The organism is Bradyrhizobium sp. CCBAU 051011, assembly GCF_009930815.1.
Classification (GTDB): domain Bacteria; phylum Pseudomonadota; class Alphaproteobacteria; order Rhizobiales; family Xanthobacteraceae; genus Bradyrhizobium.
Genome location: NZ_CP022222.1, coordinates 9,008,294 through 9,033,141, shown reverse-complemented (window position 1 = coordinate 9,033,141; position 24,848 = coordinate 9,008,294). Strand labels below are relative to the sequence as shown.

At 58.0% G+C, this 24,848-nt stretch carries 26 protein-coding genes and 1 pseudogene; 11 read left to right on the top strand and 16 right to left on the bottom strand.

All coding sequences use genetic code 11. From position 1 onward, the window contains the following. Positions 1-118: 118 nt before the first annotated feature. Positions 119-1,204, top strand: coding sequence for a glycosyltransferase family 4 protein (locus ACH79_RS42480; protein ID WP_246738780.1), 1,086 nt, complete (start codon positions 119-121; stop codon positions 1,202-1,204). Between the two features lie 32 nt (positions 1,205-1,236). Here ACH79_RS42480 and ACH79_RS42475 read toward each other — a convergent pair whose 3' ends face one another. From ACH79_RS42475 to ACH79_RS42440, 8 genes are all read right to left on the bottom strand, one after another. After that, positions 1,237-2,406, bottom strand: a complete 1,170-nt coding sequence (locus tag ACH79_RS42475; protein WP_161856081.1) for a glycosyltransferase family 4 protein — start codon at positions 2,404-2,406, stop codon at positions 1,237-1,239. An 8-nt stretch (positions 2,407-2,414) separates the two neighbouring features. Further along, complete coding sequence (locus ACH79_RS42470) at positions 2,415-3,392, bottom strand: hypothetical protein (RefSeq protein ID WP_161856080.1); 978 nt, start codon at positions 3,390-3,392, stop codon at positions 2,415-2,417. A gap of 29 nt (positions 3,393-3,421) precedes the next feature. Then, on the bottom strand, positions 3,422-4,408 hold the full coding sequence (locus ACH79_RS42465; RefSeq protein ID WP_161856079.1) for a glycosyltransferase family 2 protein: 987 nt from the start codon (positions 4,406-4,408) through the stop codon (positions 3,422-3,424). Further along, complete coding sequence (locus tag ACH79_RS42460) at positions 4,398-4,934, bottom strand: serine O-acetyltransferase (RefSeq protein WP_161856078.1); 537 nt, start codon at positions 4,932-4,934, stop codon at positions 4,398-4,400. Before ACH79_RS42460 ends, ACH79_RS42465 begins: the two co-directional genes overlap by 11 nt. Positions 4,935-5,108: 174 nt before the next feature. Further along, on the bottom strand, positions 5,109-5,834 hold the full coding sequence (locus ACH79_RS42455; protein ID WP_161856077.1) for a hypothetical protein: 726 nt from the start codon (positions 5,832-5,834) through the stop codon (positions 5,109-5,111). A gap of 90 nt (positions 5,835-5,924) precedes the next feature. Further along, positions 5,925-6,104 (bottom strand): glycosyltransferase family 2 protein, encoded by a 180-nt coding sequence (locus tag ACH79_RS42450; protein WP_161856076.1) that lies wholly within the window; start codon positions 6,102-6,104, stop codon positions 5,925-5,927. Then, entirely contained in the window at positions 6,104-6,460 is a 357-nt protein-coding gene (locus ACH79_RS42445; protein WP_161856075.1) for a glycosyltransferase, read from the bottom strand. The genes ACH79_RS42450 and ACH79_RS42445 overlap by 1 nt, the downstream gene beginning before the upstream one ends. 306 nt (positions 6,461-6,766) lie before the next feature. Further along, positions 6,767-7,267: a serine acetyltransferase gene (locus ACH79_RS42440; protein WP_246738351.1), complete on the bottom strand. Its 501-nt coding sequence runs from the start codon at positions 7,265-7,267 to the stop codon at positions 6,767-6,769. A gap of 108 nt (positions 7,268-7,375) precedes the next feature. Between ACH79_RS42440 and ACH79_RS42435 the strand changes: the two genes are divergently transcribed. Next, positions 7,376-8,743, top strand: coding sequence for a WecB/TagA/CpsF family glycosyltransferase (locus ACH79_RS42435; RefSeq protein WP_161856073.1), 1,368 nt, complete (start codon positions 7,376-7,378; stop codon positions 8,741-8,743). After that, entirely contained in the window at positions 8,740-11,196 is a 2,457-nt protein-coding gene (locus tag ACH79_RS42430) for a tetratricopeptide repeat protein (protein WP_161856072.1), read from the top strand. Before ACH79_RS42435 ends, ACH79_RS42430 begins: the two co-directional genes overlap by 4 nt. Before the next feature lie 132 nt (positions 11,197-11,328). Here the strand turns inward: ACH79_RS42430 and ACH79_RS42425 are convergent, their stop codons facing one another. From ACH79_RS42425 to ACH79_RS42415, 3 genes are all read right to left on the bottom strand, one after another. Beyond that, entirely contained in the window at positions 11,329-12,567 is a 1,239-nt protein-coding gene (locus ACH79_RS42425; protein ID WP_161856071.1) for a hypothetical protein, read from the bottom strand. Between the two features lie 29 nt (positions 12,568-12,596). Next, positions 12,597-13,181 carry a polysaccharide biosynthesis/export family protein gene (locus ACH79_RS42420; RefSeq protein ID WP_161856070.1) on the bottom strand — a complete coding sequence of 195 codons (585 nt, stop codon included), beginning with the start codon at positions 13,179-13,181 and terminating at the stop codon, positions 12,597-12,599. Between the two features lie 124 nt (positions 13,182-13,305). Continuing rightward, positions 13,306-14,142, bottom strand: a complete 837-nt coding sequence (locus tag ACH79_RS42415) for an ExeA family protein (protein WP_161856069.1) — start codon at positions 14,140-14,142, stop codon at positions 13,306-13,308. A gap of 269 nt (positions 14,143-14,411) precedes the next feature. Here ACH79_RS42415 and ACH79_RS42410 point away from each other — a divergent pair, with 269 nt between their 5' ends. Beyond that, positions 14,412-15,758: a sugar transporter gene (locus ACH79_RS42410; protein ID WP_161856068.1), complete on the top strand. Its 1,347-nt coding sequence runs from the start codon at positions 14,412-14,414 to the stop codon at positions 15,756-15,758. A gap of 16 nt (positions 15,759-15,774) precedes the next feature. Further along, on the top strand, positions 15,775-16,593 hold the full coding sequence (locus ACH79_RS42405) for a CpsD/CapB family tyrosine-protein kinase (RefSeq protein ID WP_161856067.1): 819 nt from the start codon (positions 15,775-15,777) through the stop codon (positions 16,591-16,593). A 60-nt stretch (positions 16,594-16,653) separates the two neighbouring features. Here ACH79_RS42405 and ACH79_RS42400 read toward each other — a convergent pair whose 3' ends face one another. The 4 genes from ACH79_RS42400 to epsI form a co-directional block, all read right to left on the bottom strand. Beyond that, on the bottom strand, positions 16,654-17,601 hold the full coding sequence (locus tag ACH79_RS42400) for a GDP-L-fucose synthase (protein ID WP_161856066.1): 948 nt from the start codon (positions 17,599-17,601) through the stop codon (positions 16,654-16,656). Next, positions 17,582-18,667, bottom strand: coding sequence for a GDP-mannose 4,6-dehydratase (gmd, locus tag ACH79_RS42395; RefSeq protein ID WP_161856065.1), 1,086 nt, complete (start codon positions 18,665-18,667; stop codon positions 17,582-17,584). The genes ACH79_RS42400 and gmd overlap by 20 nt, the downstream gene beginning before the upstream one ends. Before the next feature lie 93 nt (positions 18,668-18,760). Continuing rightward, positions 18,761-19,465, bottom strand: a complete 705-nt coding sequence (locus ACH79_RS42390; protein WP_246738350.1) for a serine protease — start codon at positions 19,463-19,465, stop codon at positions 18,761-18,763. Between the two features lie 32 nt (positions 19,466-19,497). Then, a complete protein-coding gene (gene epsI, locus ACH79_RS42385; RefSeq protein WP_161856848.1) occupies positions 19,498-20,199 on the bottom strand; it encodes an exosortase-associated protein EpsI, V-type in 702 nt (233 codons plus the stop codon). 253 nt (positions 20,200-20,452) lie between these two features. Here epsI and ACH79_RS42380 point away from each other — a divergent pair, with 253 nt between their 5' ends. From ACH79_RS42380 to ACH79_RS45425, 6 genes and pseudogenes are all read left to right on the top strand, one after another. Continuing rightward, positions 20,453-21,325 (top strand): hypothetical protein, encoded by an 873-nt coding sequence (locus ACH79_RS42380; protein WP_161856064.1) that lies wholly within the window; start codon positions 20,453-20,455, stop codon positions 21,323-21,325. A gap of 57 nt (positions 21,326-21,382) precedes the next feature. Further along, positions 21,383-21,604: an XrtV sorting system accessory protein gene (locus ACH79_RS42375; RefSeq protein ID WP_161856063.1), complete on the top strand. Its 222-nt coding sequence runs from the start codon at positions 21,383-21,385 to the stop codon at positions 21,602-21,604. Between the two features lie 76 nt (positions 21,605-21,680). Next, positions 21,681-22,574 carry an exosortase V gene (gene xrtV, locus ACH79_RS42370; RefSeq protein WP_161856062.1) on the top strand — a complete coding sequence of 298 codons (894 nt, stop codon included), beginning with the start codon at positions 21,681-21,683 and terminating at the stop codon, positions 22,572-22,574. A gap of 52 nt (positions 22,575-22,626) precedes the next feature. After that, positions 22,627-23,394 carry a metallophosphoesterase gene (locus ACH79_RS42365; protein ID WP_161856061.1) on the top strand — a complete coding sequence of 256 codons (768 nt, stop codon included), beginning with the start codon at positions 22,627-22,629 and terminating at the stop codon, positions 23,392-23,394. A gap of 219 nt (positions 23,395-23,613) precedes the next feature. Then, entirely contained in the window at positions 23,614-24,339 is a 726-nt protein-coding gene (locus ACH79_RS42360; protein WP_161856060.1) for a PEP-CTERM sorting domain-containing protein, read from the top strand. Then, positions 24,320-24,430, top strand: a pseudogene (locus ACH79_RS45425) (PEP-CTERM sorting domain-containing protein); the annotation flags it as partial. The gene ACH79_RS42360 and the pseudogene ACH79_RS45425, both read left to right, overlap by 20 nt. 99 nt (positions 24,431-24,529) lie before the next feature. On the opposite strand, the gene ACH79_RS42355 reads toward ACH79_RS45425, so the two are convergent. Beyond that, positions 24,530-24,829, bottom strand: a complete 300-nt coding sequence (locus ACH79_RS42355; protein ID WP_161856059.1) for a hypothetical protein — start codon at positions 24,827-24,829, stop codon at positions 24,530-24,532. Positions 24,830-24,848: the final 19 nt, after the last annotated feature.

Below are 24,848 nucleotides of genomic sequence, written 5' to 3'. Positions count from 1 at the left end.
AGGTGGGCTAGCGTCAGGCAAAACATCGCTGTAGCGATGCCGGTGGCGGACAGCGATCTCGCCTCGAATTCTGAAGGATACTTGAGTGCGTGTTACCTTTGTATTGCCTGGACTCAATATGAGCGGGGGCACCCGGGTCGTAGCCATCTATGCGGATGAATTATTGCGAAGAGGTCACGAGGTTTTCGTGGTTGCTCCGCCGGCTCGACCGGTTCCCGGCTTTCAACGTGTGCGAGACTATTTAGCCGGCAAAGGGTGGACGCGATATCGCAGTCGCAGGCCGTCGCATTTCGACGGAAGGTCTACTAACGTAAAACTTCTTGATCATTGGCGAAGGGTCGAGGAGGAAGACGTTCCCGATGCTGACATAGTGATTGCAACCTGGTGGGAAACCGCTGAGTGGATTCGTTCCTTCAGTGACAGAAAGGGCGTGAAGGTCTATTTCGTGCAGCATCATGAAGTCTTCCCGTACCTTCCGGTGGAGCGGTGCCGCGCGACCTACCAGTTCCCCTTCCATAAGATCGTCGTCGCTAGATGGCTCAAGGATCTGATGGAGAGTGAGTATGGAGATGCAAACGTAGACCTGGTGCCGAACAGCGTTGATCGGAGCCAGTTCTTTGCCCAACAGAGACTCAAGCAACGGCGGCCGACTGTTGGCCTGCTCTATGCAACATCCGAGTTCAAGGGGGTGGACATAGCTCTGGCCGCTCTGGAGTTGGTTCGGACGAATATCCCGGAGCTCCAGATCGTGTCTTTCGGCAGCCAGGATCCGTCGGCTCATCTCGCTCTTCCCGCCGGTACGGAGTATCTGCGTTCACCGCCACAGGATCAAATTCGCGAAATCTACGCCAGCTGCGATGTCTGGCTCACGGCCAGCAGGTCCGAGGGGTTCAACCTGCCTGCCATGGAAGCCATGGCCTGTCGAACTCCGGTTGTTTCAACCCGCGCCGGATGGCCGGAAGAGGCAATCAAGCCGGGATGGAACGGGTGGCTCGCCGATGTAGATGACGTGGCCGAACTCGCTCGAGGCGTTGAATGGATCCTTCTGCGGACCGAGGATGAGTGGGGCCGGCTTTCGGACAATGCATTGGCGACGGTGGCAACATCTTCCTGGGAGGCTAGCACTGATCTCTTTGAGGGTGCTCTCGGCCGCGCATGGAGAAAGAGCAGGACAGAGTTTCCGAAGGCCGTTGTTGGTCCGTGACCAAATGGACTGTGCTCTGCAGGTGCATCAGGTCAGCACTGCATCAATCGGAATGCCTGTTCTGTCCATGCCAGCGAGACGTCGAAGAATTGATCCCTGACGGTTGAGCCGGCTGCCACTAACTCGCTTGCAAATTTAGGGTCTTCGATCAACTGCTGAATGCAACGTTCGTAACTGGCGGCGTTATCGGATTCGGCTTCTAACGCAGCCGATGCGACGAGTTGGAGAGCAGGGCAGACGTTTGACGTAATAACCGGCCGCTTCGCAAGTACCGCTTCTATCACGACCTGATTCAGTCCTTCTGGAAAAGAGCTCCTAGTGGGGACTACGATTACCTGAGCTTGTTCAAGGTAATTGCTCAATTCAGGTCGATTTAGATGCCCGTGTGTAAAGGCTGCGCTTTCGAGGTCGGATGATACAATCCGCTCTGTAAGCCGCTTCAACTCACTGCCATCACCACAAAAATCAACTCGCACGCTATATCCATTGGCAATGAGATTCTTTGCCGCGGTAAGCAAGTCCCAAATCCCCTTATCGGCTTCAATTCTGCCAATGTAGAGTATTCGAAAAGGCTTGGCGCCGATGGTCGGTGGGTTGAACCGTTCGAAGTCCTCGTGGCGATAAAGCGGATTGAACATCTTTATCGGAATTTTGTCGTGACTCAAGCTCCGCAACTGCGATTCGATTGTCGGAGATGCAACCAAGCAACCGGCGCAATAATTTCGAAAGAACCATCCATTGAAACGATCAAGCAGGCGCTTGCGGCTGTTTTGCTTTTCATTCTTACGCCACAAGACTGTATGTATCGAAAGAAATACTTTTCGTCCGCTGATGGCTAGCGGAGCCAAGAGATAGAAGCTGGTCACGCCGTCCATTACGATGACGTCGCTCGCGCCTGATCTCCAGACGTCCAACCATAGCCTCCAGGCATTGCGTAGCTGGGCAAGATGAAACCATACACCAGTGAAAGCCGTGTGGTGCGGTCGGCTGCGAATTTCGAAGCTGTCGTCATTAATCAAAACAGTTTCGTGAGTCGGAAATGAAGCAACGCCACGGCGGCGGAGGCGTTTACATAGATCGAAAAATTGACCCGAGTAGGTCGCCGCAAGTTGGCGCTCATCGCGCCGCCCATCACGCCAACACAGGTACGTTCCTCTAATATCACCAGCAACAGCTGCATAATAAATTGCGTTTTGTGCCATCGTTGCACCTAGTAGAGGATAGCTCTCTGCGCAAATTGATCAACTCGCCTCTGCCGGCTCAATTTCAGGACCTTCCGATGGAGGCGTGCCAACAGAGAGGCATCGGAGGAAATCGGAACGTACCGCTGGATCAACTCCCTTCGGTCAGCAGGCAATTGCTGGATGTATTGAGTCGCCCAATCGATTCCTTCCTTATGTAGAGAGTTGTGATAATGCAGGATCTTTACATCTGAAATTGGTACGATAGCGGCGTTTTTCTTAGCAAGGGGATTGATGTTGAAGTTCATGGTCGGGTCAAATTCCGAATGCTTAAGCTTGAGTTTCTGGACTGCAAGCGAAATGGAAACCTGGTCCTGATGATAAATGCCGGCCTGCTTTGAGCCAATGTTGTTAGAGAGCAGCCTCGATATGATGTCAAAGTGCGCTGCGCCGAGCCGGCTGGAAGTCGCATAGGTGTATATGCCGCATTGCCAGTACGCCCGAATGTTGCGCCGCTCGGGGAACGAGACGATTTGCGGAAACGTTGCGAAATCAATCCCAATCAGATCGCAGAGTTTATTCCAATAGGCTGCGTTCGCATCAGCTCCGTCGGAACCCAGATAACCTTCGCCTGCTCGCGCAATGAACTGAGTGCCGGGGGCAGGGGTGATGTCGTCCAGCTGCTTCAGAATGATCATGTCGCCGTCGAGCCAAGTTATGTTTGGCGTCGAAATCTGCGTCTCAAGCGCCGACATGACGGCGCTCTTATTGGCATTGTTCCACCATTCGAATTTCGAATTGTAGGGTTTGTCGATAAATTCCACGCCGAGCCGGCGGAACTCCGATTTCGTGGCCGCCTTCAAAGCGGGGCCGCGTCGAGGCTTGACGGCGAGGAAGTCCGATTTTGACCACGCCCCTCCAAACGCTCTCAATGATTCGGCCAGCAACAGAACCTCTGCTTCCAGCCCGCCGGCTTCGACGCATGTAACGATGGTTGTGCTGGTCATCAAATAATCCTGTCAGTCAAAAAAGCGAATTACTTGTATTCAACGATCCGGCCATGCCGTCCGGCGAGCCGGTCGCGCAGAAACCTGAGTTGCCCCAGAGCTTCGGAAAACCTCGCAAGCATTTCGAACAGTGCGAGCTGAAACCGTTCGGACCAGGGCCCGCTTAGACGCGTCATTCTTCGCAGGATCTGCAACGGATAGACAAGGAGGCTGGTAAGGCCAGATATCCCGAACGAGGCGATCGCGCCCAAGCATACAAGTGGCAGCCAGAAGCCCCAAAGCCAGGCGCGGCGGCTCTCCCAAATCCATAACTTCTCCAGCGTCGATCCGTGCAGATGGCGCCCTTGTGCGAACGCGTAGCCGCTGCGAACCATCCGCAGCCACCATTGGCTGAACCGGCTGATCGCGGCATCGTGGAGGGTCATCTCCTGATCCAGCCGCCAGATCGCCCATCCGAACGCGCGTAGCCGCACGCTGAGTTCCGGTTCCTCACCTGCGATCAGCTCTTCGCGATATCCTCCTGCCTGGGTCAGCGCCGCCGTCCGGATCATGACATCGCCGCCAAAGAAGCGGGCTTCTCCGAGCGGCACGTTCCATTCGCGGTCGCAAAGCGCGTTGTAAAAAGAATGTTCGGGATGACGTTCTCGACGCCGGCCGAAAGCTGCGCAAACCCGTGGGTGTTCATCCAGAAACGCCATGGAACGCTCGGGCCATTGCTTCGCCAATTCGCAATCGCCGTCTACAAATTGAACGTACGCCAGATCAGGCCGCAGCTCCATCAGGCGGCGAAAGCCCGTATTGCGTGCCCGCGCGGCGGTGAAGCCCTTCTTCATGTCGAGTTCGATGACTTCGACGCCGCAGTTTCTGGCCCAGGCGACCGAGCTGTCGGTCGAGCCGGAGTCGACGTAAACGATGGCGTCGGCGCCTTGCGCGGATGTCAGGCATTGCTTGAGGCGCTCGCCTTCGTTGCGGCCGATCGCAACGACGCCGTAGCGGTGTGACGTTTCAGCCGGCATCACGGGTGGGACCTGCTTCGGATTGCTGACGGCGCGGCTTGACGATGGCGGGTACGCCGATGGCAATGCTGTTCTCCGGAACATCCTCGATCACGACGGCGTTGGCTCCGATAATCGAGTTGTCGCCAACCCTGATCGGCCCCAGCACTTTGGCTCCCGCGCCAATGTCGACATTGTTTCCGATGACAGGCGCAACCGGCTCCTCGACACGTCGCAGCCCGACAACCACGCCGTTGCGGATGCGGCAATTGTCTCCGAAGCGGGCATAGCCACTGACGATGATGCCGCCAAAATGATCGATGACGAAGTTGCGGCCCACACTCGCTTCGCAGGGCAGCTCTATGCCGGTAACGATTTGAATGATCTTGTAGAGCACCTTGTAGACGAACGAACACAGCTTGCGCAGCAATGCCGGGCGCACGCCGTATCGCCATCGGCCGAATCGATAGACCACCATGGCCCAAAAGCCCTGGGCGCCCGCGTCACGGCCATGGGCGTTGAAATCAGCTCGAATATTTTCAAACATTGCAATGCGGTTCCGGCGATCGGCTTCCGAGTTTAATTAATCGACCGTGCTGTAGCACGATGCTGGACTGGCCAGGAAACAATATCGCTGGGATTTGCAGGCCCGGCAGCCGGCTTTCTTGAGAGATTGGAAGGGTAGTTAAGCCGAGTGCTGAATGCAGCCCAAAACCCCGTTTCAATGTGGCCCGCCACCTATAAATCCATGGCGCCAGAGTTCGTCGCGCGTTGATCTCATAGCAGAAATGAAGGGCAGGCGTCCGAAACCAGTGGCCTTTCCGAGTGAACTTTCGGAACCTCGCTGGATAGATAGCCGGGGAGACGATATCAAGAATTTGAGGTCTTGGTTTTGCTGTCGGAACAACGTGAACGCTCCGTCAATATACAACTTGCCGCCCAGTGGATGTCCTGCTGGCCGCTCTATCGCCGATTCAAGAAATCTCGCAAGCTTCGGAATTGCTCTGGCTCGCACACCGTAGCAATGAGCCCAATAGAATCCACCCGAGTAGGCGACAAAGCCATTGTCAGAGGGTGGGGGCTTGCGAAGCGAATGGCCGAGATAGAGAATGTCCCAATCGAGCGTTCTAATGGTTTCGGCGATCTCAGATGCCCGCGAGCCAATTGCGGTTCTGAAAATTGCGTCATCTTCCAGGATCAAGACCGATTCCAATTGGTCGGCTTCCGCCCTGCGAATGATATCGAGATGACTAAGGAAATTCCCATAAACGCCTCGCGACGGAAACCCATTGGCATCCTCCGGCTTTGGTGCGTCCGGAATGTTAGCGCGCTCAATCGGGAAGCCGAATCGTCGCAATTCTTTGCGGAGAGATTCGTATCTGTCGCGGCGTTCTCGCAAGTGAATTATCTCAACGCGACTAAAGGCCTCAAAGATCGTTTTAGCCATGATCAAGCGCTGCCCCCTACGGTGAGATAAAACGGCGAGTCGGCCTGAATGGGAGGCGCCGCGCCTACGCCCGCACGTCGTGTACTTGGATCATCGGTCATGCGTTCGGCTCGCTGGAATCGCTTTGTGTTGGTGCAGCGCCATCTCGTCGCCAAGCCGCCAGATCCGCCAGTTCGCCTGGCGCAGCCGGACACACAGCTCGTCCTCCTCGGCGGTAATCACGTCCTCCCGATAGAAGCCCACCGCCTGCAGCGCCGCGGCGCGGATCATCACGTTGCCGGCAAAGGCGCGGACCTCGCCGGTGGGCGGTCCCACTCTTTGTCGCACAGCCAGTTGTAGACCGATCGATCGGGATGCCGCTCGCGCAGCCGGCCGCAGGCGGCGGCGGCATAAGCGTGGGCGTCGAGAAAGCCGATCGCGGCCTCGGGCCATCGCGGCGCCAGCTCGCAGTCGCCGTCCACGAACTGGACGTACGCCAAGTCGGGCGCGGTCGCCACAAGGCGGGCAAAGCCGGCGTTGCGCGCGCCGCGGTGAAGAGAATGCCGAGATCGAGTTCGACCACATCCCGCGCCGAGCCCGCGCGCCGCCGCCACCGATCCGTCGGTCGAGCCGGAATCGACGTACACCACCGCGTCCGCCGCCGCGCAGGCACGCGATCAACCGCGGCCCCTCATTGCGCCCGATCACGACCACGCCGAATGTTGCGGGCCCCGCGCCGGCCGCGAGCCTGACGCCTTCGGTCGTCTTATATGTGTATTTCATATATATATATATATATATATCACAATCATAGAGAGCAAATTTAATTTCCAAAAACGAGCTAAAAAATTGCCATTTCGCCAATCCGCCGAACAGCTTGGCCGCCGCCACCCTTTTCGAAGCGTCTAGGTATCACGAACCACCCGAAGCGATGCCCCTATCCCAGCGCGTGGTCAATTTCCTCCTGGATAACCCGTCGCCACCCCGTGTGCCTCGACGTCGGCAATCACCACCGCGTTCGCCCCGATCCGCGCATGCGCCCCGATCTTGACCGGCCCGAGGATCTTGGCGCCGGCTCCGATGTCGACATGGCCGGCAATTTCGGGAACCCCGCCGCGGCCGCGGCTGCCAAGTGTGACCTGGTGGAAAATTAGGCAATTCACTCCGATTTTGGCGTCCGGATGAATGACAATGCCGTTCGGGTGGGGGAGCAGCAGCCCGCCGCCGATCTGGCAGGTGAGTGGTATCTCGGCCCCCGTCACCACACTCCAGAAGCGGTGGCGTAGCGCGATGAACTTGCAGCACAGCCTGCCGAAAAGCCCGCCGTGTGCCCGCCAGCACTGGTAGCGCCGGATCGTCCGCAGCAGCTTGCGGCCGGGGTCCCAAAACTGCCGGGGGTGCTCCCGCGTCCAGTCGGGAACATCGGCGCTGATCTCTTTGGTCGCCTGATCCACCTGTGTGCCACCTGTCCTGGAATTAAACCAAATAGCGGACGGCTCGCCGCGTTGGAAGCGCCCGGTTCTCAATGCGCGCAACCATCTCCATCGGCCGTCGATGGCCCCGTGATTCCTGGGGAGCACCCGCCCCATCCATTTCCTTGGAATTGGCATGTCATTCAGGGCGCGGTATTAATCACGTACATTAAATCGATTTCACTAAGCAAGATTTTCGTAGTAGATCGCTTGCGATTCGTTAATTATATGATGGTCCGCCCGCGGTGCGCCGGGCAAAGATTTGAAGTTCGTGGAGCTTTTATGTTAAATACGTTGCGCACCCTGCCGGCCTCGTCCGACTTTGCCGATCGGCCTGCGGATCCGCAATCGGCGTGCGCCTCTCCGGACGACCTTTCCCGCAATATATTTGGCCTCCTCGGCATTCCCGTGGACGCGCTCCATTTTCCTTCGCTGCTGCGCGCGATGGAGCTCGCAACGAATGCCGGCTCGCCATTTCTGATTTCGACGCCCAACGTCAATTTCCTCGTCAAGAGCCAGATCAACGGCACCTTCCGCGAGTCCATGCTGCTGAGCGATCTGTGTCTTGCGGACGGCATGCCGCTGATCTGGATCGCCAAACTGCTGCGCATTCCGATCCAAGAGCGAGTTGCCGGCAGCGACCTGTTCGGCCGGCTCAAATCGGCCAATGAGGCAGGCCGGCGCCTGCGGGTCTTCCTGCTGGGCGGAGCCGAGGGGCTGGCGGCTGCGGTCGGCGCCCGGCTGAACGCCGAGCGGGGCGGGCTGGAATGCGTCGGCGTGCTCAACCCCGGTTTCGGCACGATCGAAGAGATGAGCTCGCCGAAAATAATCGATGAAATAAATGCCAGTGACGCGGATTTAATTGCGGTATTCTTCGGCGCGGAGAAGGCCCAGGCCTGGCTGCTGCATAACCACTGGCGGCTGCGCCCGCCCGTTCGCGCCCAATTCGGTGCCACCATCAATTTCGAAGCCGGAACCGTTCGGCGGGCGCCGCCGATGCTTCGCAGCACCGGGTTCGAGTGGCTGTGGCGCATCAAGGAGGAACCGCATCTCTGGCGGCGTTACTGGAGCGACGGGAAGGCCCTGCTGGCAATGCTGGTCACGTGCGTCCTGCCCCTGATGCTGACTGAGCGGCGGACGCGAAACTTGAACAGGCTGTCGATCGCAAGGAGCGAAGATCACGGTTCCGTGACCCTTGCTCTGTCGGGGGCGGCGGTAGCCATACACATTGACGGCGCGATCGAACAGCTCCGCGACGCGCTCGACTGCGGCAAACGGTTGATCGTCGACGTTTCGAATACGCAATACATTGACGCAAGATTCTTCGGGTTGTTCCTGATGGTCCGAAAGCAACTGGCCAGCCGGGGACAGGCATTGCTGTTTACGGGCGCGTCCGCCGGCCTGCGACGAATATTCCGCCTGAACAGATTCGAATTCCTGCTGTCACAGGAAGTGTGATAGCGGAGGGAACAGAAGATTATCCGGCCGCCTTTCGGCCGTGTGACACTCATTCAGGGCCAGAGATGAAGCAGCCAGTTGGTCAGACTTTTCAAGTTCGCCGCGGACTTGCGCTCCTGCTCGTGATGTTTGTGGCGGGTTGCGGATCGCCCGAAGAACGCGCGCAGAGCTATTACGAAAGCGGAATGGCTCTTATCGAAAAGAAGGACGACCTCGAGGCGCGGAAGGAACTCCTGAAAGCCGTCAAATACAAGAGCGACAAGGTCGAAGTCTGGCGGGCGCTCGCAGGCATCGACGAACGCACAAAGGCGTCCTCGCTGTTCCTGGATCTGCGCCGTATCGTCGAACTGGACCCGAACGATCTGAATGCGAGATTGAGGCTTGCGCGGATTATGGTGGGCGGTGGGGCCGCCGATGCCGCGCTTCGGGTCGTCGATGCCGCGAACGAGGGCGATAAGCCGAATGCGGAACTCCATGCTTTGCGGGCGATCATTCTCCTGCGCACCAACGACAATCCCGGTGCGATCCGTGAAGCCCAGCGCGCCTTTGAGATCGACCCTGCAAACGTCGATGCGATCTCTTTGCTTGCGTCGAAAAAGGTCGCAGATGGCGATCTGGATGGTGCACTGAAGCTTCTGGATTCGGTTCCCGCCGGCAAGGACGAAACGCGCGTTACGCTGCAGAAGATCGATACGTATGCACGCAAGAAGGATTTGGCGAAGGCCGAAGAGCTGCTGCGCAAACTGATCGCGCAGAATCCTCAAGAGGCGACTTACCAGGCCCAGCTTCTGCAATTTCTCATTGCGCAGCGAAAATTTGTCGAGGCGGAAAAGGAGTTCCGCGCGAGGGCCGAGGCCAATCCGACCGACAGCAAGCTCGGGCTGGACCTTGTTCGCTTCTTGATCGCTACGAAAGGCGCGGATGCCGGCAGAGCCGAGTTGGAAGCGCGGATCAAGGTAGGGGGCGATGACTTTGATTACCAGATCGCATTGGCCGACCTGAATGTTGCGCAAAATCGGACGGACGCCGCCGTGCAGGCTTTGCAGAAGCTGGCTGACACGGCAGCGGCCTCCGACAAGAAGCTCGCTGCCCGGGTCAAACTTGCGGAGATCCATGTCGCCAAGGGTAACAAGACGGTAGCGGAGCCCTTGATCGCGGACATTCTCTCGAAGGATCGCCGGAACGCCGGTGCGTTGCGGTTGCGGGCGGCCATGAGCATAGATAAAGGCCAGTTCGATAGTGCCATTTCCGATTTGCGCGAGGCACTTAACGATCAGCCGAAGTCGGTTGAGCTGCTGTCGTTGATGGCAGTGGCGTACGAACGCAGCGGGAAGGCCGAGTTGGCCGATCGTCAGTATGCCGACGCGCTCAAGTCATCCAACTCAAATCCCGATGTCGTGCTCCGATACGTTGCGTTCTTGCAGCGCAAGGGCGATGCGGCTCGCGCCGAAGAGATTCTGACGGAAGCTGCCAGTCGCAATTCGGGCAATCTCCAGATTTGGTCGGCGCTCGGGCAGGTCAGATTGAGCCGGCAGAATTGGGCGGGAGCCTTGGCGATCGCGGATGCCATCGGACGCGTCGATGAAGGCCGCGTGGTGGCCGAGCAGATCCGCGCGGCGGCGCTCGCGGGCCAGAACAAGATCGAGGAAAGCATCGCCGCGCTGGAGGCTGCGCACAAGGCCGCGCCGGACGCGCCTCAGCCGGCGCTTGCACTTGCCTCGGCTTATGTGAAACAGAGTAAGCCGGACAAGGCTGCGGCGCTCCTGCAGGCGTTGAGCAGCAAGTTCCCGACCAATGCCCAGCTTCTGGTGTTTCTGGGGCAGGCCAAACTGGCGGAAAAGAAAAACGATGAGGCGCTGCAAAGCTTCAAGAAGGCAGTCGAGCAGCAGCCGAAAGAGCCGGCAGGATACACCGCGTTGACCGAGTTCTACGTTCAAAGCAAGGACTATGATGCAGCGGACAAGGCGCTCAAGGCCGGGCTCGCCGAGTTGCCTGGCAATGCAGCTTTGCGCCTGTCCCTGGCAGGCTTGCAGATCCTGCGGGGAGACAACGACGCCGCAATATCCCAGTACGAAACGCTTCTGCAAGATCAGCCTAATTCAGCGGTGGCGATCAATAACCTCGCCAGCCTGCTGCTGGACAATCGGAGCGACAAGCCAAGTCTCGAACGCGCGTTTGAGCTGTCGGAAAAGCTGAAAAACGCCAACGCGCCGCAGTTCCAAGATACGTGGGGATGGGCCCAGTACAAGCGTGGCGATTTCAAGGGGGCGATCGCCACGCTTGAGGCGGCTGCGGTGGCAATGCCGAATCTTGCGGCGATCCATTATCACCTAGGGATGAGCTACGCGGCCGCAGGACAAAATGAAAAGGCGGCCGAGAAGTTCAAGACTGCGTTTTCCCTGGAGCCGGACGGGACACCGCTCAAGGACAGCATCCGCGCAGCGATGAAGTGAACGCTCGTCGGAGTATGATCCGGAAACGTTGACAGCAATTTCCTTCCGGGCAAGCGCACCGCGTCTGCCCGGAGATGGTACTCAACCAAAAAAGATGGAACGGGATGACGACACGAGTAAAGGTCGTACGCGCTAATTGCCGGAAGGCAGCACAGTCCAGTTGTGCGTCACGACGAACATCAGGCTGTGGGAGTCCGCAGGGCCCGTGCCGGAGACCGTTGGCGTGCCGGTAATCGGATCGAAAATGGTGGTGCCGGTGCTTGCGAACCGGTGCAGGTACCGGTAGGTGGCCGACGCCAGCCATTCCCGTGTCAGATTGTAGCTGTAGGTCGCCGACGCCGAAGCGTAATCCGTCGTTGTGGTCGATATCTGCCGGTTACCGCTCGCTGAGAACGACAGGGTGGATCGCGCGTTGATGCTGTGAGTCAGCGATGCCGTGATTGAGTCCCGCTTGAAAAGCGATCCGACAACGCTCGGTCCCACCGACTGGCTGGCGATGACGGCCAAAGTCGTGCTCTTCAGCATTCGATAGGTCAGGACAGCGTCACCGATCCAGTCGGCCACTGAACTCGATACGGGGGTGGCAGACGTCGTGCCGCCGAATGCCGTACTCGAAACCCCTCGATCGGTCACCAGATAGGCAGCGCCTACATTGGCGCGAAAGGAAAGCACCGCCGACAAAGTGGTGTCGAACCCGACCTGCTCACGAAAAATCTGGACCTGGGTGTTGAACGCATTGCCGTATTCAAGCAGTTCATATTCGGAGGATAGGTTGATCGCTGTGACCGAGCTTAGCGATCGGCGCCAATTGCCGCGTGCAAGTGTGTCCGTAAACGGCGTGCCGCCGCTCGACGGTTCGTAGCTCGTGCGGGTGGACGTCGCGAGCAGCGACACCGTGTCAATTGCAGTAATCGAACGATCGATACCGCCGGTCGCCGTGAGTCGATCGAGGAAGCCTGAAGTCGGCACGGAAACGCCGAGATCGTTCAGGATCGCGAGCGCCGTGCTTTGTTGTCGCCAGCTTGCCTCGACATACTCCCGGTCGAATCTGGTCTTTTCCCTCTGCTCGTAGCGCGCCCGGAATCCATAGTTGAGGAATTCCGATGCGGTGCCAGCGGCGCCCGGACCCCAATACTTCTTGTAGGTGCCGTCGCCTGCGAAATTGAACTTGGATGTCGGAGTACGCGCCTCCGCGTCGGCGTTCAGCGTTGTGTAGGACCCCAGCGATCCCGCCGGCGAGCTGCGCAAGAACTGATTGCTATTCAGTTCGACCGTTTCGGTCTCGCTGGCCTTTATCGACCAATCGAACGCAAATGCCACGGACGGCGCCATGCCAAAGCACACCGAGACTGCTATGGCAGCTCTCTTCACGTTGCTTCTCGCCCCCGCCGAACGTCAGGTCACTCAAACAAGCGTCGTTCCGGAACCATGATGACGTCGCCGGCCCGCAAGGTGATATTGCCTTCCAGATCGTCACCAGCTTCGTAAGCTCTATAGTTAAACATGAAAATTGTTTCGTCGCCGCCGGGGCCCTTGCGTCTTACCTGGATGCGATTCTTCGCGGCGAACGGCCCGATGCCGCCGGCTAGCGCAATGGCCTGCATCAGGGTCGTCTTCTGTCTGACGACATAGGAGCCCGGCTTGATGATCTCGCCGGTGATGAAAACTTTCGGCTTGAGGTCGTCTTCGGGGATCTCCTTGGGCGCGGCTATGACGGCGACCGTGACGTCGAGATTGTCGTCCTTGTAGTTGTTCTTCAGCTTGTTCTTGAGAATGTTTTCCAGCGCCAATGGCGTCAGCCCGCGCGCCCGGATATGGCCGGCGAGGGGAAATGCGATTTCACCGGAGGGGTCGACGACGACCGTCCGGTCGAGCTTCGGGTCCTGCAGGACCGAAATGCTCAGGCTGTCGCCTGATTTCAGGGTCTGCGCGTTTGCCCCCGGGGTCAGGAAGGCAACAAAAACCAGTGCCAGCAGGATTCGCATGTTATTCCCCCTAACCATCGGCAAAAAAGCCCGTAAACAAAGACATTTAGGCCGTCGTGAGGGGATTATTCCCGAACACGCGGCCATTATTTAGCCACGGGGGAAACTAATAGGATACAAGGACTTAGGGAACCCGCGAGAACTTTTTTACCGGAAAAATGCTATACTGTTGCTTGTCTGCAATAACGTCCCGCACAATGTGATCCGAAATCACCCGCTGATCATTGGCAAAGCCATAAACCAGCGCCGTGTCGCACAAAACGTTGATCATCCGGGGTATGCCGCCGCTCGCGGAAGCGATCTGTGAACAAGCCTCCTGAGTGAACAGCGGACGGCGAGCGCCCACCGCCTGCAGCCGAAATGCGATATAATTGGCGACCTCCCGTTCATCGAGCGGGCGCAGATGGAAATCGGAAGAAATCCGCTGTGCGAATTGATGCAGCTTCGGCGCCAGCAGCAGGTCGCGCAGCTGGGGCTGGCCAACCAAAATCAGCTGCAAAATCTGGAACTTGTCCGCGTTGATATTGGAAATCATGCGCAAATGTTCGAGTGCTTCCGGCTCCAGATTCTGCGCCTCGTCGATGATCAATATGGTCCGTCTTCCGTTGGCGAATTGGCCATAAAGAAAATCTTGTAACTTCTTGAAAAGATTTGGATAATCTCCTTCGAACGATTGCCCGAGCGACATCAGGATCCATTGCAGCAATTCTTGGCGGCCCTGAGGGGAATTGGAGATCAGGCCGATGGTGATCGCCGGGCTGACCTTCTTGAGCAGATGCCTGACCAAGGTAGTCTTGCCGGAACCGATCTCACCTGTAATGACAGTGAAGCCGGCGTTGTTCATGACGCCGAACTCCAGCATCGTGAACGCCATGGAATGCATCTTGCCCCAGTAAATCAGGTCGGGGTCGGGAAGAATTGAAAAAGGTTTCTCCCGCAGCTGATAAAATGCCTCGTACATTGAACTTCCTTAGCCCGGCCACAGACCTCTTATAGCGCAATTTGCAGAATTCCCCCTGCTACTCTCGACCCATTTCTCCGATCTACGTAAACTCGCCGACGTGGGAGCCGTTGGAACCATTAAGATTGAATTTTAAAAGTCCCTTTGCTGAACAACTATTCATTAAATCCCTGCAAGATCGATGCTAAGGTCACGCGTCGGAGCGATCCGCCGATCATTCCGCGGCACTGTTAACCTTGCAGGCTCGCAAACAGACGCTCGGACGAGACATGCTGCAGAAAGTTGAATTTGAGGACGATTTCCAGCCGCTGCAAGAGGACCGCAGTCATCTGGTGCAGCCTGCCTTCTACTGGGAACTGTTCAAGCGCCGCTGGGCCTATTTAGTACTGCCATTCGTCACGATCCTAGCTGTGGGCGCCGCGGCGGCTTTGCTCTGGCCAGCCACCTATCTCTCCGAAGGACGGATCCTCGTTCAGTCGCAGCAGATTCCGTCCGAACTGGTCCGGCCTACGGTTACCAGCGCCGCGCAGGAGCGAATCCAGGCCATTCAGCAGCGGACGATGACGCGAGATAATCTCATCGCGATCGCCGACAAATTCAAACTGTTCCCGGACAAGCGCACGCTGATGTCGCCGACCGAGCTCGTCGCGGAAGTCAAGAAGCATACGAAAATCGCGCCGGTCGACCTTCAACTAGACTTCAAGCAGCGGACGCGCGCCTCGATGGAGAATCCCACCATCGTTTTCTCGGTCGGATTCGAATATGGCGATGCTGCGGTGGCGGCCCAGGTGGCCAACGAGTTGATGACGCGGATCCTGAACGAGGATCTTCGAGATCGAACCAGCCGCGCTACGGACACGACGAAGTTCCTGGCGCGAGAGGTGCAGAGACTTCAGGCCGAGAACTCGGCGCTTGATGTCAAGATCGCTCAGTTGCGCCTCACGCAAGGCAAGCCCGCGTCGTCAACCGGCTCCGACCAGCCGACCACGCTTAGCCAACTGAAGGCTGAATTGATCCAAAAGGGCGCCCTCTATTCAGAGCGACACCCTGCGATTCAGTCCCTGAAGAAACAGATCGAAGCCCTCGAAAAGGTGGCTTCGGCGCCGGCGCCTTCGAACGACCCTGCGACTTCGGCCAGTCTCGAGATCATGGTCGCCCAGCAGGAGAGTCTGCAGAAAAACCTCGATGCCGCCTCGGCAAAATTGGCCGCCGCGCGGCTCGGCGAGAACCTTGAAAGGGACCAGCAGTCCGAGAAGCTCGAAATCATCGAGCAGCCGACTGCTCCGCAAGTGCCGGTCAGGCCTAATCGGCTGAAAGTCCTTGCGATGGCCTTCGCGGCCGCGCTGTTTGGCGGAGCAGGACTGACGTTCCTTATGGAGATCCTGGACAAGGGAATCCGAAGGAGTAATGACCTCCTGTCCGTGGTCGATGGTCGGTTGATCGTTTCAATTCCCTACATCACGACAGCAGCCGAACAGCGCGCCGGGCGGCGACGGATGTTTGCCCTTCTGGGAGCGTTCGTGCTGGTTGTGATCGGACTGTTGGTCGTTGCCTACCTGTTCCTTCCACCCCTTGACCTCATGATTGCCAAGGCCAGGGTCGGGCTGTTTCGATAATTCGCGGAGTCACGCAGTGGATTCAATAAAACAGGCTGTCGAACTCGCGCGAGCTGCGGAGACGATACACCGTCCTACGGCGTTGGGCGGATCCCCCCTCGCTGCCGAAGGGCCGTCGCAGCGCTCTGGCGAATCACCGTTCAAGGAAGTGCGCCTCAGCGCCGATCATCTCGAAGCCAATCGAATAGTGGCCTACGGCACTTCCGGTCAGAACGGCCGCTACTACGACATGCTGCGCACGCAGGTGCTGCAGGAGATGGACAAGAAGAGCTGGCAGTTTCTGGCCGTGACTTCTCCGACCGCCGGGTGCGGAAAAACGGTAACGGCCTGCAATCTTGCGCTGAGTATTTCCCGGCTGCCAGAGCGGTCGGTACTGCTGGTCGATCTTGATTTGCGCCGGCCAGCGGTTGGAAATTATCTGGGTATCGGCGGCGGCAACGGTGGCGTTCTCAATGTGCTCGAAGGACGCGCGCCACTTTCGTTAGCAGTTCTGCAAGCAAGCATCGGTCCGAATAGCATGCTTGTGCTGCCCGGATCGGTCTCGTCGAACTCTTCGGAATGGATGGCCTCGCAGACGATGGGGGCGCTGCTCCAGACCATCAAGCGAGACTTCCGGTCGCGGATCGTCATCTTCGATCTTCCGCCGATGCTGCTTGGCGATGATGTGATTTCTATTCTACCCAGAATAGATGCGGCGCTGCTCGTTGCGGGGATTGGAAGTACGACGGTTTCTGACATCAAGGAATGCCAGCGGCATTTACAACGAACACCTGTTATCCGTGTCGTTGTGAACAAGTCGACCGAGACAGCCGGTTCGTACTACGGCTACTATTGATTTCAAATCCGGCCGCGATTCCAAAAACGGCATGGTTCGATTATGCGTCTTTCGGAATGACTATTGTTGTCTTTCGTTCAGGAACACCTGATAGGCGAGCCGGATGCCTTCCTCGAGCCCGGTGCTGGCGCGCCAACCGAGTTTTGCCAGCCGGCTGACATCGAGCAGCTTGCGCGGCGTGCCGTCCGGGCGTGAGGTGTCGAAGCCGATCTCGCCAGTGTAGCCCACGGTCGCGGCGACCACGCGGGCGAACTCGGCGATGGTGATGTCCTCGCCAGTGCCGATATTGACCAGTTCGCTATCCGAATAGGTCTTCATCAAGTGGATGCAGGCATCCGCGAGATCGTCGACATAGAGGAATTCGCGCCGCGGCGTGCCGGTGCCCCAGACCACGACCTCCTTCGCGCCCGAAACCTTGGCTTCGTGGAAGCGGCGGATCAGCGCGGCGACGACATGGCTGTATTCGGGATGATAATTGTCGCCGCTTCCATAGAGATTGGTCGGCATCACGTTGATGAAGTCGGCGCCGTACTGGCTGCGATAGGCCTCCACCATCTTGATGCCGGCGATCTTGGCAATCGCGTAGGGCTCGTTGGTCGGCTCCAGCGGCCCCGTCAGCATGCAATCCTCGCGCAGCGGCTGCGGCGCCAGCTTGGGGTAGATGCAGGACGAGCCGAGGAACATCAGCTTCTCGGCGCCATTGACGTGCGCCGCATGGATCACATTGGTCGCGATTGCCAGATTGTCGTAGAGGAATTCGGCGCGCAGCGTGTTGTTGGCGACGATGCCGCCGACCTTGGCGGCTGCGAGAAACACCACCTGCGGACGCTTCGCGGCGAACCACTGGTTGACCGCCGCCTGATCGCGCAGATCGACTTCGCTGCGGGTCGCCGTCAGCAGTTCGACGTTTTCCGCCGCCAACCGGCGCACCAGCGCCGAGCCGACCATGCCGCGATGGCCGGCGACGTAGACCGTCTTGCCCCTCAGTTCAAACGGCAGGCTTGCCATTGGCTACCTCCCGCTGCGCTTCTGCGAGATCGCTCGCGACCATTTCCTTGACCAACTGGGCAAACGGCGTCCTGGGCTTCCAGCCGAGCTTGTCCCGCGCCTTGCTGGCATCGCCGACCAGCAGATCGACCTCGGTCGGCCGGAAATAGACGGGGTCGATGCGCAGGATGGTCTTGCCGGTTTTCTTGTCGACGCCGGTCTCTTCGACGCCCTGGCCGCGCCATTCGATGCGGCGGCCCACTTCGGCAAACGCCACCTCGACGAACTCGCGCACCGAACGGGTCTCGCCGGTCGCCAGCACGAAATCGTCAGGCGCGTCCGCCTGCAGGATTCTGTGCATGCCCTCGATATAATCCCGCGCATGGCCCCAGTCGCGCTTGGCTTCGAGATTGCCGAGATAGAGCGTGTCTTCCAGCCCGGTCTCGATGCGGGCGACGCTGCGCGTGATCTTGCGCGTCACAAAGGTCTCGCCGCGGATCGGGCTCTCATGGTTGAACAGGATGCCGTTCGAGGCAAACATGCCGTAGGCCTCGCGGTAATTCACCGTGATCCAGTAGCCGTACAGCTTGGCGACGCCGTAGGGCGAGCGCGGGTAGAACGGCGTGGTCTCCTTCTGCGGCACTTCCTGGACCAGACCGTAGAGCTCGGAGGTCGAGGCCTGATAGAACCGCGTCTCCTTTTCCATGCCGAGAATGCGGATCGCCTCCAAGAGCCGCAGCACGCCGATCGCGTCGGCGTTGGCGGTGTATTCCGGGCTTTCAAAGCTGACGCCGACATGGCTCTGGGCGGCGAGGTTGTAGATCTCGGTCGGCCTGATCTGCTGCATCAGCCGGATCAGGTTGGTCGAGTCGGTCATGTCGCCATAATGCAGCAGGAACGGCACGTTGCGCGAATGCGGGTCCTGGTAGAGGTGATCGATGCGCGCGGTATTGAACGAGGACGACCGCCGCTTAATGCCGTGGACTTCATAGCCGAGGCCAAGCAGATATTCGGCCAGATAGGCGCCGTCCTGTCCGGTAACGCCGGTGATCAGCGCCACGCGCCGCTTTGATTGCTCATTCGTCATTGCCAGCCTCAACCCTTCTTCCAACGCGCCAACGCGAATGCTGTGATTGCCTCGATGCACGAGCGATCGATCGACAGAGCCAAAGAGGCGCGACTAGAGCTGCAAATGGGCGGGTAAGAAGGCCGCAATTTCTGAGGCCGGAACAAAGTATTTGGCAATATCACGTGTTTCCGTCTTTCTGGTACCAGGTCGAGAATATGATTGCGAAATTTTCCGGCTCATTATGCCGAGCAGACATTTGCGTTTGACATCGAACACCCCCGATCCCGAATTGCCGGTGCGAGCCACGTCGGCGATGACTGTGCTGAACCGGCCGCGGGTTCCGATCGGCAGCCGATCGGGCGCGAGGATGTGGGAGCGCACGGCAGATCCCGGCACAATCGTCACGACCTGTTGTCCGGGGGTGGGCGGATCGGTGCAAATCGAGTTTCGCCGAAGTCGCAACCGCGCCGGAAGAAGCTCTTCCTCGACCGACAGCAACGTGAGATCCGTTGCTTCGAAACTGCCTTCCTTGATGACTCGGGTGGGATATTCCGCCCCGGCAATTGCGATTTTGGGTCGCGTCAGCCAGCTCCGGCCCGCGACATGCGCTGCCGTAATGAACAGGCCTTTTCCGAGATAGATGCCGGCCCCTGGTCCCCAGCTCTGCATCGGTGTTTGATGAATGCTCACCGCGTAGGGCAACAGCGTATCGTCAGCGCCTTGTGCGCATGCCGGCTGCCACAACGTCATCAGAAGAAGTGCGCCATGGAATAATGGTGTGCGCAGCAGCTTCGCAGTAAGTCGAGCGAACGCCAAAAATCACCTGCCAGGGTTGCGCGCCGCGACCGTCAGCTCGCGCCGGTAAAGAATCTGAGTTCTTGAGGCGGAATGGCGGCAAGAAGATCGCGGATAAATTGATCCTGGAGCTTAAACGATACATCTTTCGGCAGGCCGATCGTGGAGACCCTGATCAGGGCACCATCGGGAATGATTCCGCGCAAGCCATACTTCAACCGGCTCAACTGATGATCGACGACCCCGTTGGCGATGTCATTGCCGACCCGCAACCAGTAAGTGACCGGTTCGAACCGTGACTCCCTAGCTGCAATCAGTCGAGTCATCTTGATGGGCTGGGCGCCGTTGCGATAGCTGACCGCGCCATCCGCTTTTTCCGAAATCCGGAACCCATTGGCCGTATAGCAAATCTCCGGGCGGTGAGACTTCAGCCTATAATTCTGCACCGGGCCGTACGCGATCATCAGCATGACGATATTGCCGTGTCCGTCCGTATAGCCTCGACCAACTTCCTGGCTGTAGATCTTGCCGGCGAGCGGGTCCGGCTGAACGTACGCGTCGGGATCTGCCGGCCGGACCGGGCTGATTTCTGGAACCAGCGTCCAGGTTCCAAACTGACGGGGAATGACGGTTTCAAGGCTGGGGGAGGCCGATGTACGGGCCATCAGTTGGCGGGGCGCCAGCACGGTCGCAAGCACAGCGCAGCCCACGATTGCGATACATGCCAATATGATCTGAATTCGAGGGTATTTCATTGAGGCCACGCAAAATCTTCAAGAGTTAATTGGATCAGCCGTTCTGGACGAGGTTATACTCCAACCGGCTTATTTGCAGTCAAGAAAGAGATAACCAGCGCCCTCAACGAAATTAACATAAATAACGGAAACCGCAGTGAAAAAGCGTTATCGGCTCGACCCGGGGCAGCGGGCTGTTTAGTCATACCAAGATTAGGGCACGGCCAGCCCGTTGTATATACTTCTCGGCCTATTGGATGCACGGAGTTTCTGGATGAAGGGTATGTCCATCAAGATCGCCCGGCTTGCCGTTTTGCTTACTTGTAGCGCGGTCGCCTTGGCCGGGTGCGGTAAGAAAAGCGATCAGCCCGCGGCTTCCAAAGGGCAGGTCGTTGCGCGTGTCGGCGAGGAAGTCGTGACCGTCCAGGATCTTGAGACCGAGTTCCGCTGGGCGAACGTGCCGCCGGAAAAGCAGAAGGACCCCGCGTTCGTCAAGCGCGTCCTGGGTGACCTGGTCGTGCGCAAATATCTGCTCCGCCAGGCCATAGCGGCGAAGCTTGATCGCGAGCCGGGCGTGCTGTTGGATCTCTTGAGGTCGCGCGAACAGATTCTCGAGAATGCGTATCTGCAGCGAACAGCGGCGGCCAAGGCCCCGGGCAAGGCAGATGTCGACAAGTACATCGCCAATAACCCGGCGAAATTCGCCGGCAGAAAATTGCTCAGCGTTGAACAAATCGCATTTCCATTAGGGCCGTCCTCCCAGTCCTTCGTCGAAGCGAACAAGGATGCCAAATCGCTTGACGAAATCGACCAGAAGCTTACCGCAGCCGGAATCCCCCACGGCCGACAAATGGGCGCGCTGAATAGCGGCGATCTCCCACCGGAGTTTTACGGTTTGATCGAGGCTAAGAAGGCGGATGACGTGCTTTTCGTTCGCGCCGGCCAGAACGGGATGTTTTTCAAAGTCAAGGGAGAGGAGCCGCGCCCGCTCGAAGGAGAGGCCGCGGCCAATCTGGCGCGGCAATTGATGCGCGCGGATGCGGTCAAGGCCGAACAGGGGATTGCGGCCTACTCGGCGAACCTCGAAGCGAAATATGAAGGTGAATACGCAAAGATCATGCAGCCGGGAGATGGCAAGAAGAACTGAGCGCAGGATGTAATCGCGCCGTCGTAAAAATGTTCCTCAAGGCGATATCGACGTGAAATGACAACGTTTTTTGATGTGTTGACCGTTACTTGTTTCGTGGCGCTGGTGATCGCGTTCTTTCAGTTCACCGAGCGAGACAATCGGACGTTGCTGCATTTCATGCTGGCCGGCATCGTATTCGCCGTCGCTAACCAGGTCGGAAATGCCGGTTCGTTCTATCTTGCGCTGATCCTGATTCTTGCTGGCGCTGGTTACGCGGTTTTGATAGTGCGGAGATAAGCGGCTTGTTCCTTTTAATGCTATCAGTAGACCAGTTTTGGAACCTGTTGGTATTTGAATGACATATTCTCAAGTAATGCCATCGGCGAAGGCTGGTTTTCTTGGCCCATTTTTGTGGCCGGCGCTGCTTGGCGTCTCTGTGATCGCTGCCTATGCCCAGACCATTCTCAGTTTGATTGATGGGCCTTGGCAGACGGAGCAGGAGGGCCATGGCCCGCTCATCATTGCGGCCTCACTCTGGCTGACCTGGCAATCGCGCGAGAAGTTGAAGGCCGCGGAAATTTCTTCGGCTCCCGTCATGGGGTGGGTTGCTCTTCTCGGTGGCCTGATCCTCCTCTATCTGGCCCGTATCCAGCAAGGACTGGTCACCTTCGAAACCTTTTCCTTGATCCCCGTCATCATCGGGTGCGTCCTGATTTCGGCCGGATGGCCGGCGTTGCGGGTACTCGCATTTCCGATCGGCTTCTTGATCTTTGCAGTGCCGATGCCCGACTGGCTGGTCGATGCCGCCACGGTGCCGCTGAAGGTCTTTATTTCGAACGTCGTAACCAACGTGCTTTATGCGACGGGTTTTCCGGTTGCCCAGAACGGCGTCATGATCATGATCGGAACCTATCAGCTCCTGGTAAAGGACGCCTGTTCCGGAATGAATTCGATTTTTGCACTATCCGCGATCGGCGTTTTCTACGCCTATGCATTTCGCTGGCAGGAGAAAATCCGCAGCCTGTTCCTTCTCGCGGCGATCATACCCATTACCATCATTGCAAATTTCTTTCGGGTTTTCGCGTTGGTACTGATCGCTTACTACTTGGGGCCCGACATGCTCGAGGGGATTCTGCACGATCTCACCGGCATCGGCCTTTTCGTCGTTGCGGTTCTTCTGCTGTTCCTGTTCGATGCCTTTCTGGGCCTTTGTTTTGCGCTCGCGCGCCGTGTCCGCAACCGCGCCGCTCCGGCGACGCCTGCTTAAGCTCGATCATCGGCACTTCCCCTCGTGAAATCAGCCACCAGGGCGCTTGCTCTTGCAGGCGCTTTCCGTGAGGTGGCTGGTTTGTGCAACACTTGCTAAGCTCGTTTCCCTTCAGGACCAGCTCTTGACCAAGGTTGCCGTGAGCCGAACGTACGCCATACCCGATCTTCATGGCCGACTGGATCTCCTCGATCGCGCCATTGACGCGGTCATGCGGCATGCAGAGGGGACGGCTTCCACGATCATAACCCTGGGCGATTACGTCGACCGTGGGCCGCAGAGCAGGCAGGTCATCGAGCGTCTCATGAACTGGAGACCGGAGGAAGCGAAGGTCGTCAATCTGAAGGGCAACCACGAAGCCATGATGTGTGCGGTCCGTGAGAACAGGGCAGAACTCGACTGGTGGCTCAGGAACGGGGGAGGCGAGACGCTGGCGTCATATGGCCAAAGCCCGGCGCTTCCCGATTTGCGAGCGATCCCGGCCGATCACCTTGACTGGATGGTCAATCTTCCGCTGATGCATGTCGATCGACACAGGATATTCGTTCATGCCGCGGTCGATCCGAAAGCTCCGCTCGACCAGCAGAACGAGGAAACGTTGCTGTGGAAGCGTTATCCCCGCGATGCCGACATCGGACACGGGAGCCGATACGTCGTACACGGTCACCACGCCGATGCGCGCGCGCCAATTGCAGGCAAGCACAAGACCAATCTCGACGGACTGGCCTGGAAGACGGGCCGGCTGGTCATCGGCGTATTTGAAGATGACCGTCCCGGCGGCGCCTCCGAATACCTGGAAGTGTTTGGTCGGGAAATGTGAAACTGGTCGTCTCCCGCCGGTGGAGTTTCGTCAGGCGACCAGTCTCCATATGTTTTGCGGCTTCTCCACTTGCGGGCACCCCAGATCGGGTAGGAAAATAAATACGTGCTCCAATCCGGATTAAATTTTAATTTCTTTTCGATGATCGCGCGTTTCCGCTAATATTCAGAAGCGAATCAGTGCCGCGTTCGTTTTCACACAAAAATTTCGGGAATTTTGATGTTCACGAAGATGAACTCGGCTGCCCTAGGGGCGGTACTGATGTTGTTTGCAGGCACGGTCAATGCGAACGCCGGCTTGGTCACTTACTCCAACTTCTCTTCGTGGGACTCGGCTGTACCCAGCTACACCTCCCTTGCAATTCCCGATCCGACAGGTTCTGAGGGATATGACGATTTTGGAAGCGGCACGGCCTCCGTCAGCTATGGCGGTGTACTGTTTGCGACGAATGCCGCCTTGGGCAACGGAAGTTTCTACAACATTGGACCGACGTTCAGTGGGTCCAACGGTTTTTTTCCGGCCTTGTCCTCGCAGCAACAAAGTACTGGCGTCGCAAATATCCTGATCACGCTTGCCGCCCCGGTAAAGGCATTCGCGTTGAGTTTCGATACCTTCTTCGGATCCGACGTGACGTTCACACTTTCCAATGGCGAAACGCTGACGTTGCCCAGCTTGGGAGGTGCTTACGATCTCAAGAGCTTTTTCGGCGTAACTGACGACACGCCGTTCAAGACGATTTTGCTGACCTCGTCAGACCCCGTGTTAAATCTCAATGCGCTGAATTTTGACGCAGCGGTATCCTCCATTCCGGAGCCGGCTACCTGGGTCATGCTGCTGCTAGGCTTCGTCGGGATCGGTGTTTTTGGCGCCCGACTGCCCGCGCGCCGTGGGAAACTTCTCGTCGATGAGCTTCGACGCCACGCAAGCCACCCCGGCTGTACCTGAGGCTTCGACCTGGGCGGTAATGATTTTGGGCTTTGCGGGTATCGGCGTATTCGCTTATCGCCAGCGCCGAAGCGGTTGCGCTACGGCCTGAGCGGGCCTGATAAAAGTTCACGAATGCCAGGACCGCCCACGGGCGGGCTTTTACTGTTCGCTAATTCGATCAGGAGCCGATCAGAGAAAACGCGCCGCTCTAATAACAGCGGCGCCCCTGACGATCGTGCATTACATAATCCGTTCCGGGCGACGGATAGTAGAGTTGCCCGCACGAACCGGAATTGACCGGAGCGCCAATTATATCAAGCTTTCTGTCGAGCGCGTTTGGCGACGCAGTCTGGTCGCTGCTCCCTCGTCCGTAATATTGTCCGCTGTATTGGCCGCTAAATTGCCCGCCATACTGGCCGGCGTACTGTCCGCCATAGCGGCCGCTATACTGCATATTGACCTGACCGACGGTCGGCTGCACCGAGCCGATCATCGTCACGACCGCCAACAGGGAAAGCGATATCCTC

What these genes read in the sequence shown, in the direction of transcription:
- ACH79_RS42480 (WP_246738780.1), top strand. Translation starts at nt 119, where the DNA reads ATGAGCGGGGGCACCCGGGTCGTAGCCATCTATGCGGATGAATTATTG.
- ACH79_RS42475 (WP_161856081.1), bottom strand. Translation starts at nt 2,406, where the DNA reads ATGGCACAAAACGCAATTTATTATGCAGCTGTTGCTGGTGATATTAGA.
- ACH79_RS42470 (WP_161856080.1), bottom strand. Translation starts at nt 3,392, where the DNA reads ATGACCAGCACAACCATCGTTACATGCGTCGAAGCCGGCGGGCTGGAA.
- ACH79_RS42465 (WP_161856079.1), bottom strand. Translation starts at nt 4,408, where the DNA reads ATGCCGGCTGAAACGTCACACCGCTACGGCGTCGTTGCGATCGGCCGC.
- ACH79_RS42460 (WP_161856078.1), bottom strand. Translation starts at nt 4,934, where the DNA reads ATGTTTGAAAATATTCGAGCTGATTTCAACGCCCATGGCCGTGACGCG.
- ACH79_RS42455 (WP_161856077.1), bottom strand. Translation starts at nt 5,834, where the DNA reads ATGGCTAAAACGATCTTTGAGGCCTTTAGTCGCGTTGAGATAATTCAC.
- ACH79_RS42450 (WP_161856076.1), bottom strand. Translation starts at nt 6,104, where the DNA reads ATGATCCGCGCCGCGGCGCTGCAGGCGGTGGGCTTCTATCGGGAGGAC.
- ACH79_RS42420 (WP_161856070.1), bottom strand. Translation starts at nt 13,181, where the DNA reads ATGCGAATCCTGCTGGCACTGGTTTTTGTTGCCTTCCTGACCCCGGGG.
- ACH79_RS42415 (WP_161856069.1), bottom strand. Translation starts at nt 14,142, where the DNA reads ATGTACGAGGCATTTTATCAGCTGCGGGAGAAACCTTTTTCAATTCTT.
- ACH79_RS42410 (WP_161856068.1), top strand. Translation starts at nt 14,412, where the DNA reads ATGCTGCAGAAAGTTGAATTTGAGGACGATTTCCAGCCGCTGCAAGAG.
- ACH79_RS42400 (WP_161856066.1), bottom strand. Translation starts at nt 17,601, where the DNA reads ATGGCAAGCCTGCCGTTTGAACTGAGGGGCAAGACGGTCTACGTCGCC.
- gmd (WP_161856065.1), bottom strand. Translation starts at nt 18,667, where the DNA reads ATGACGAATGAGCAATCAAAGCGGCGCGTGGCGCTGATCACCGGCGTT.
- epsI (WP_161856848.1), bottom strand. Translation starts at nt 20,199, where the DNA reads ATGAAATACCCTCGAATTCAGATCATATTGGCATGTATCGCAATCGTG.
- ACH79_RS42380 (WP_161856064.1), top strand. Translation starts at nt 20,453, where the DNA reads ATGAAGGGTATGTCCATCAAGATCGCCCGGCTTGCCGTTTTGCTTACT.
- ACH79_RS42375 (WP_161856063.1), top strand. Translation starts at nt 21,383, where the DNA reads ATGACAACGTTTTTTGATGTGTTGACCGTTACTTGTTTCGTGGCGCTG.
- xrtV (WP_161856062.1), top strand. Translation starts at nt 21,681, where the DNA reads ATGCCATCGGCGAAGGCTGGTTTTCTTGGCCCATTTTTGTGGCCGGCG.
- ACH79_RS42360 (WP_161856060.1), top strand. Translation starts at nt 23,614, where the DNA reads ATGTTCACGAAGATGAACTCGGCTGCCCTAGGGGCGGTACTGATGTTG.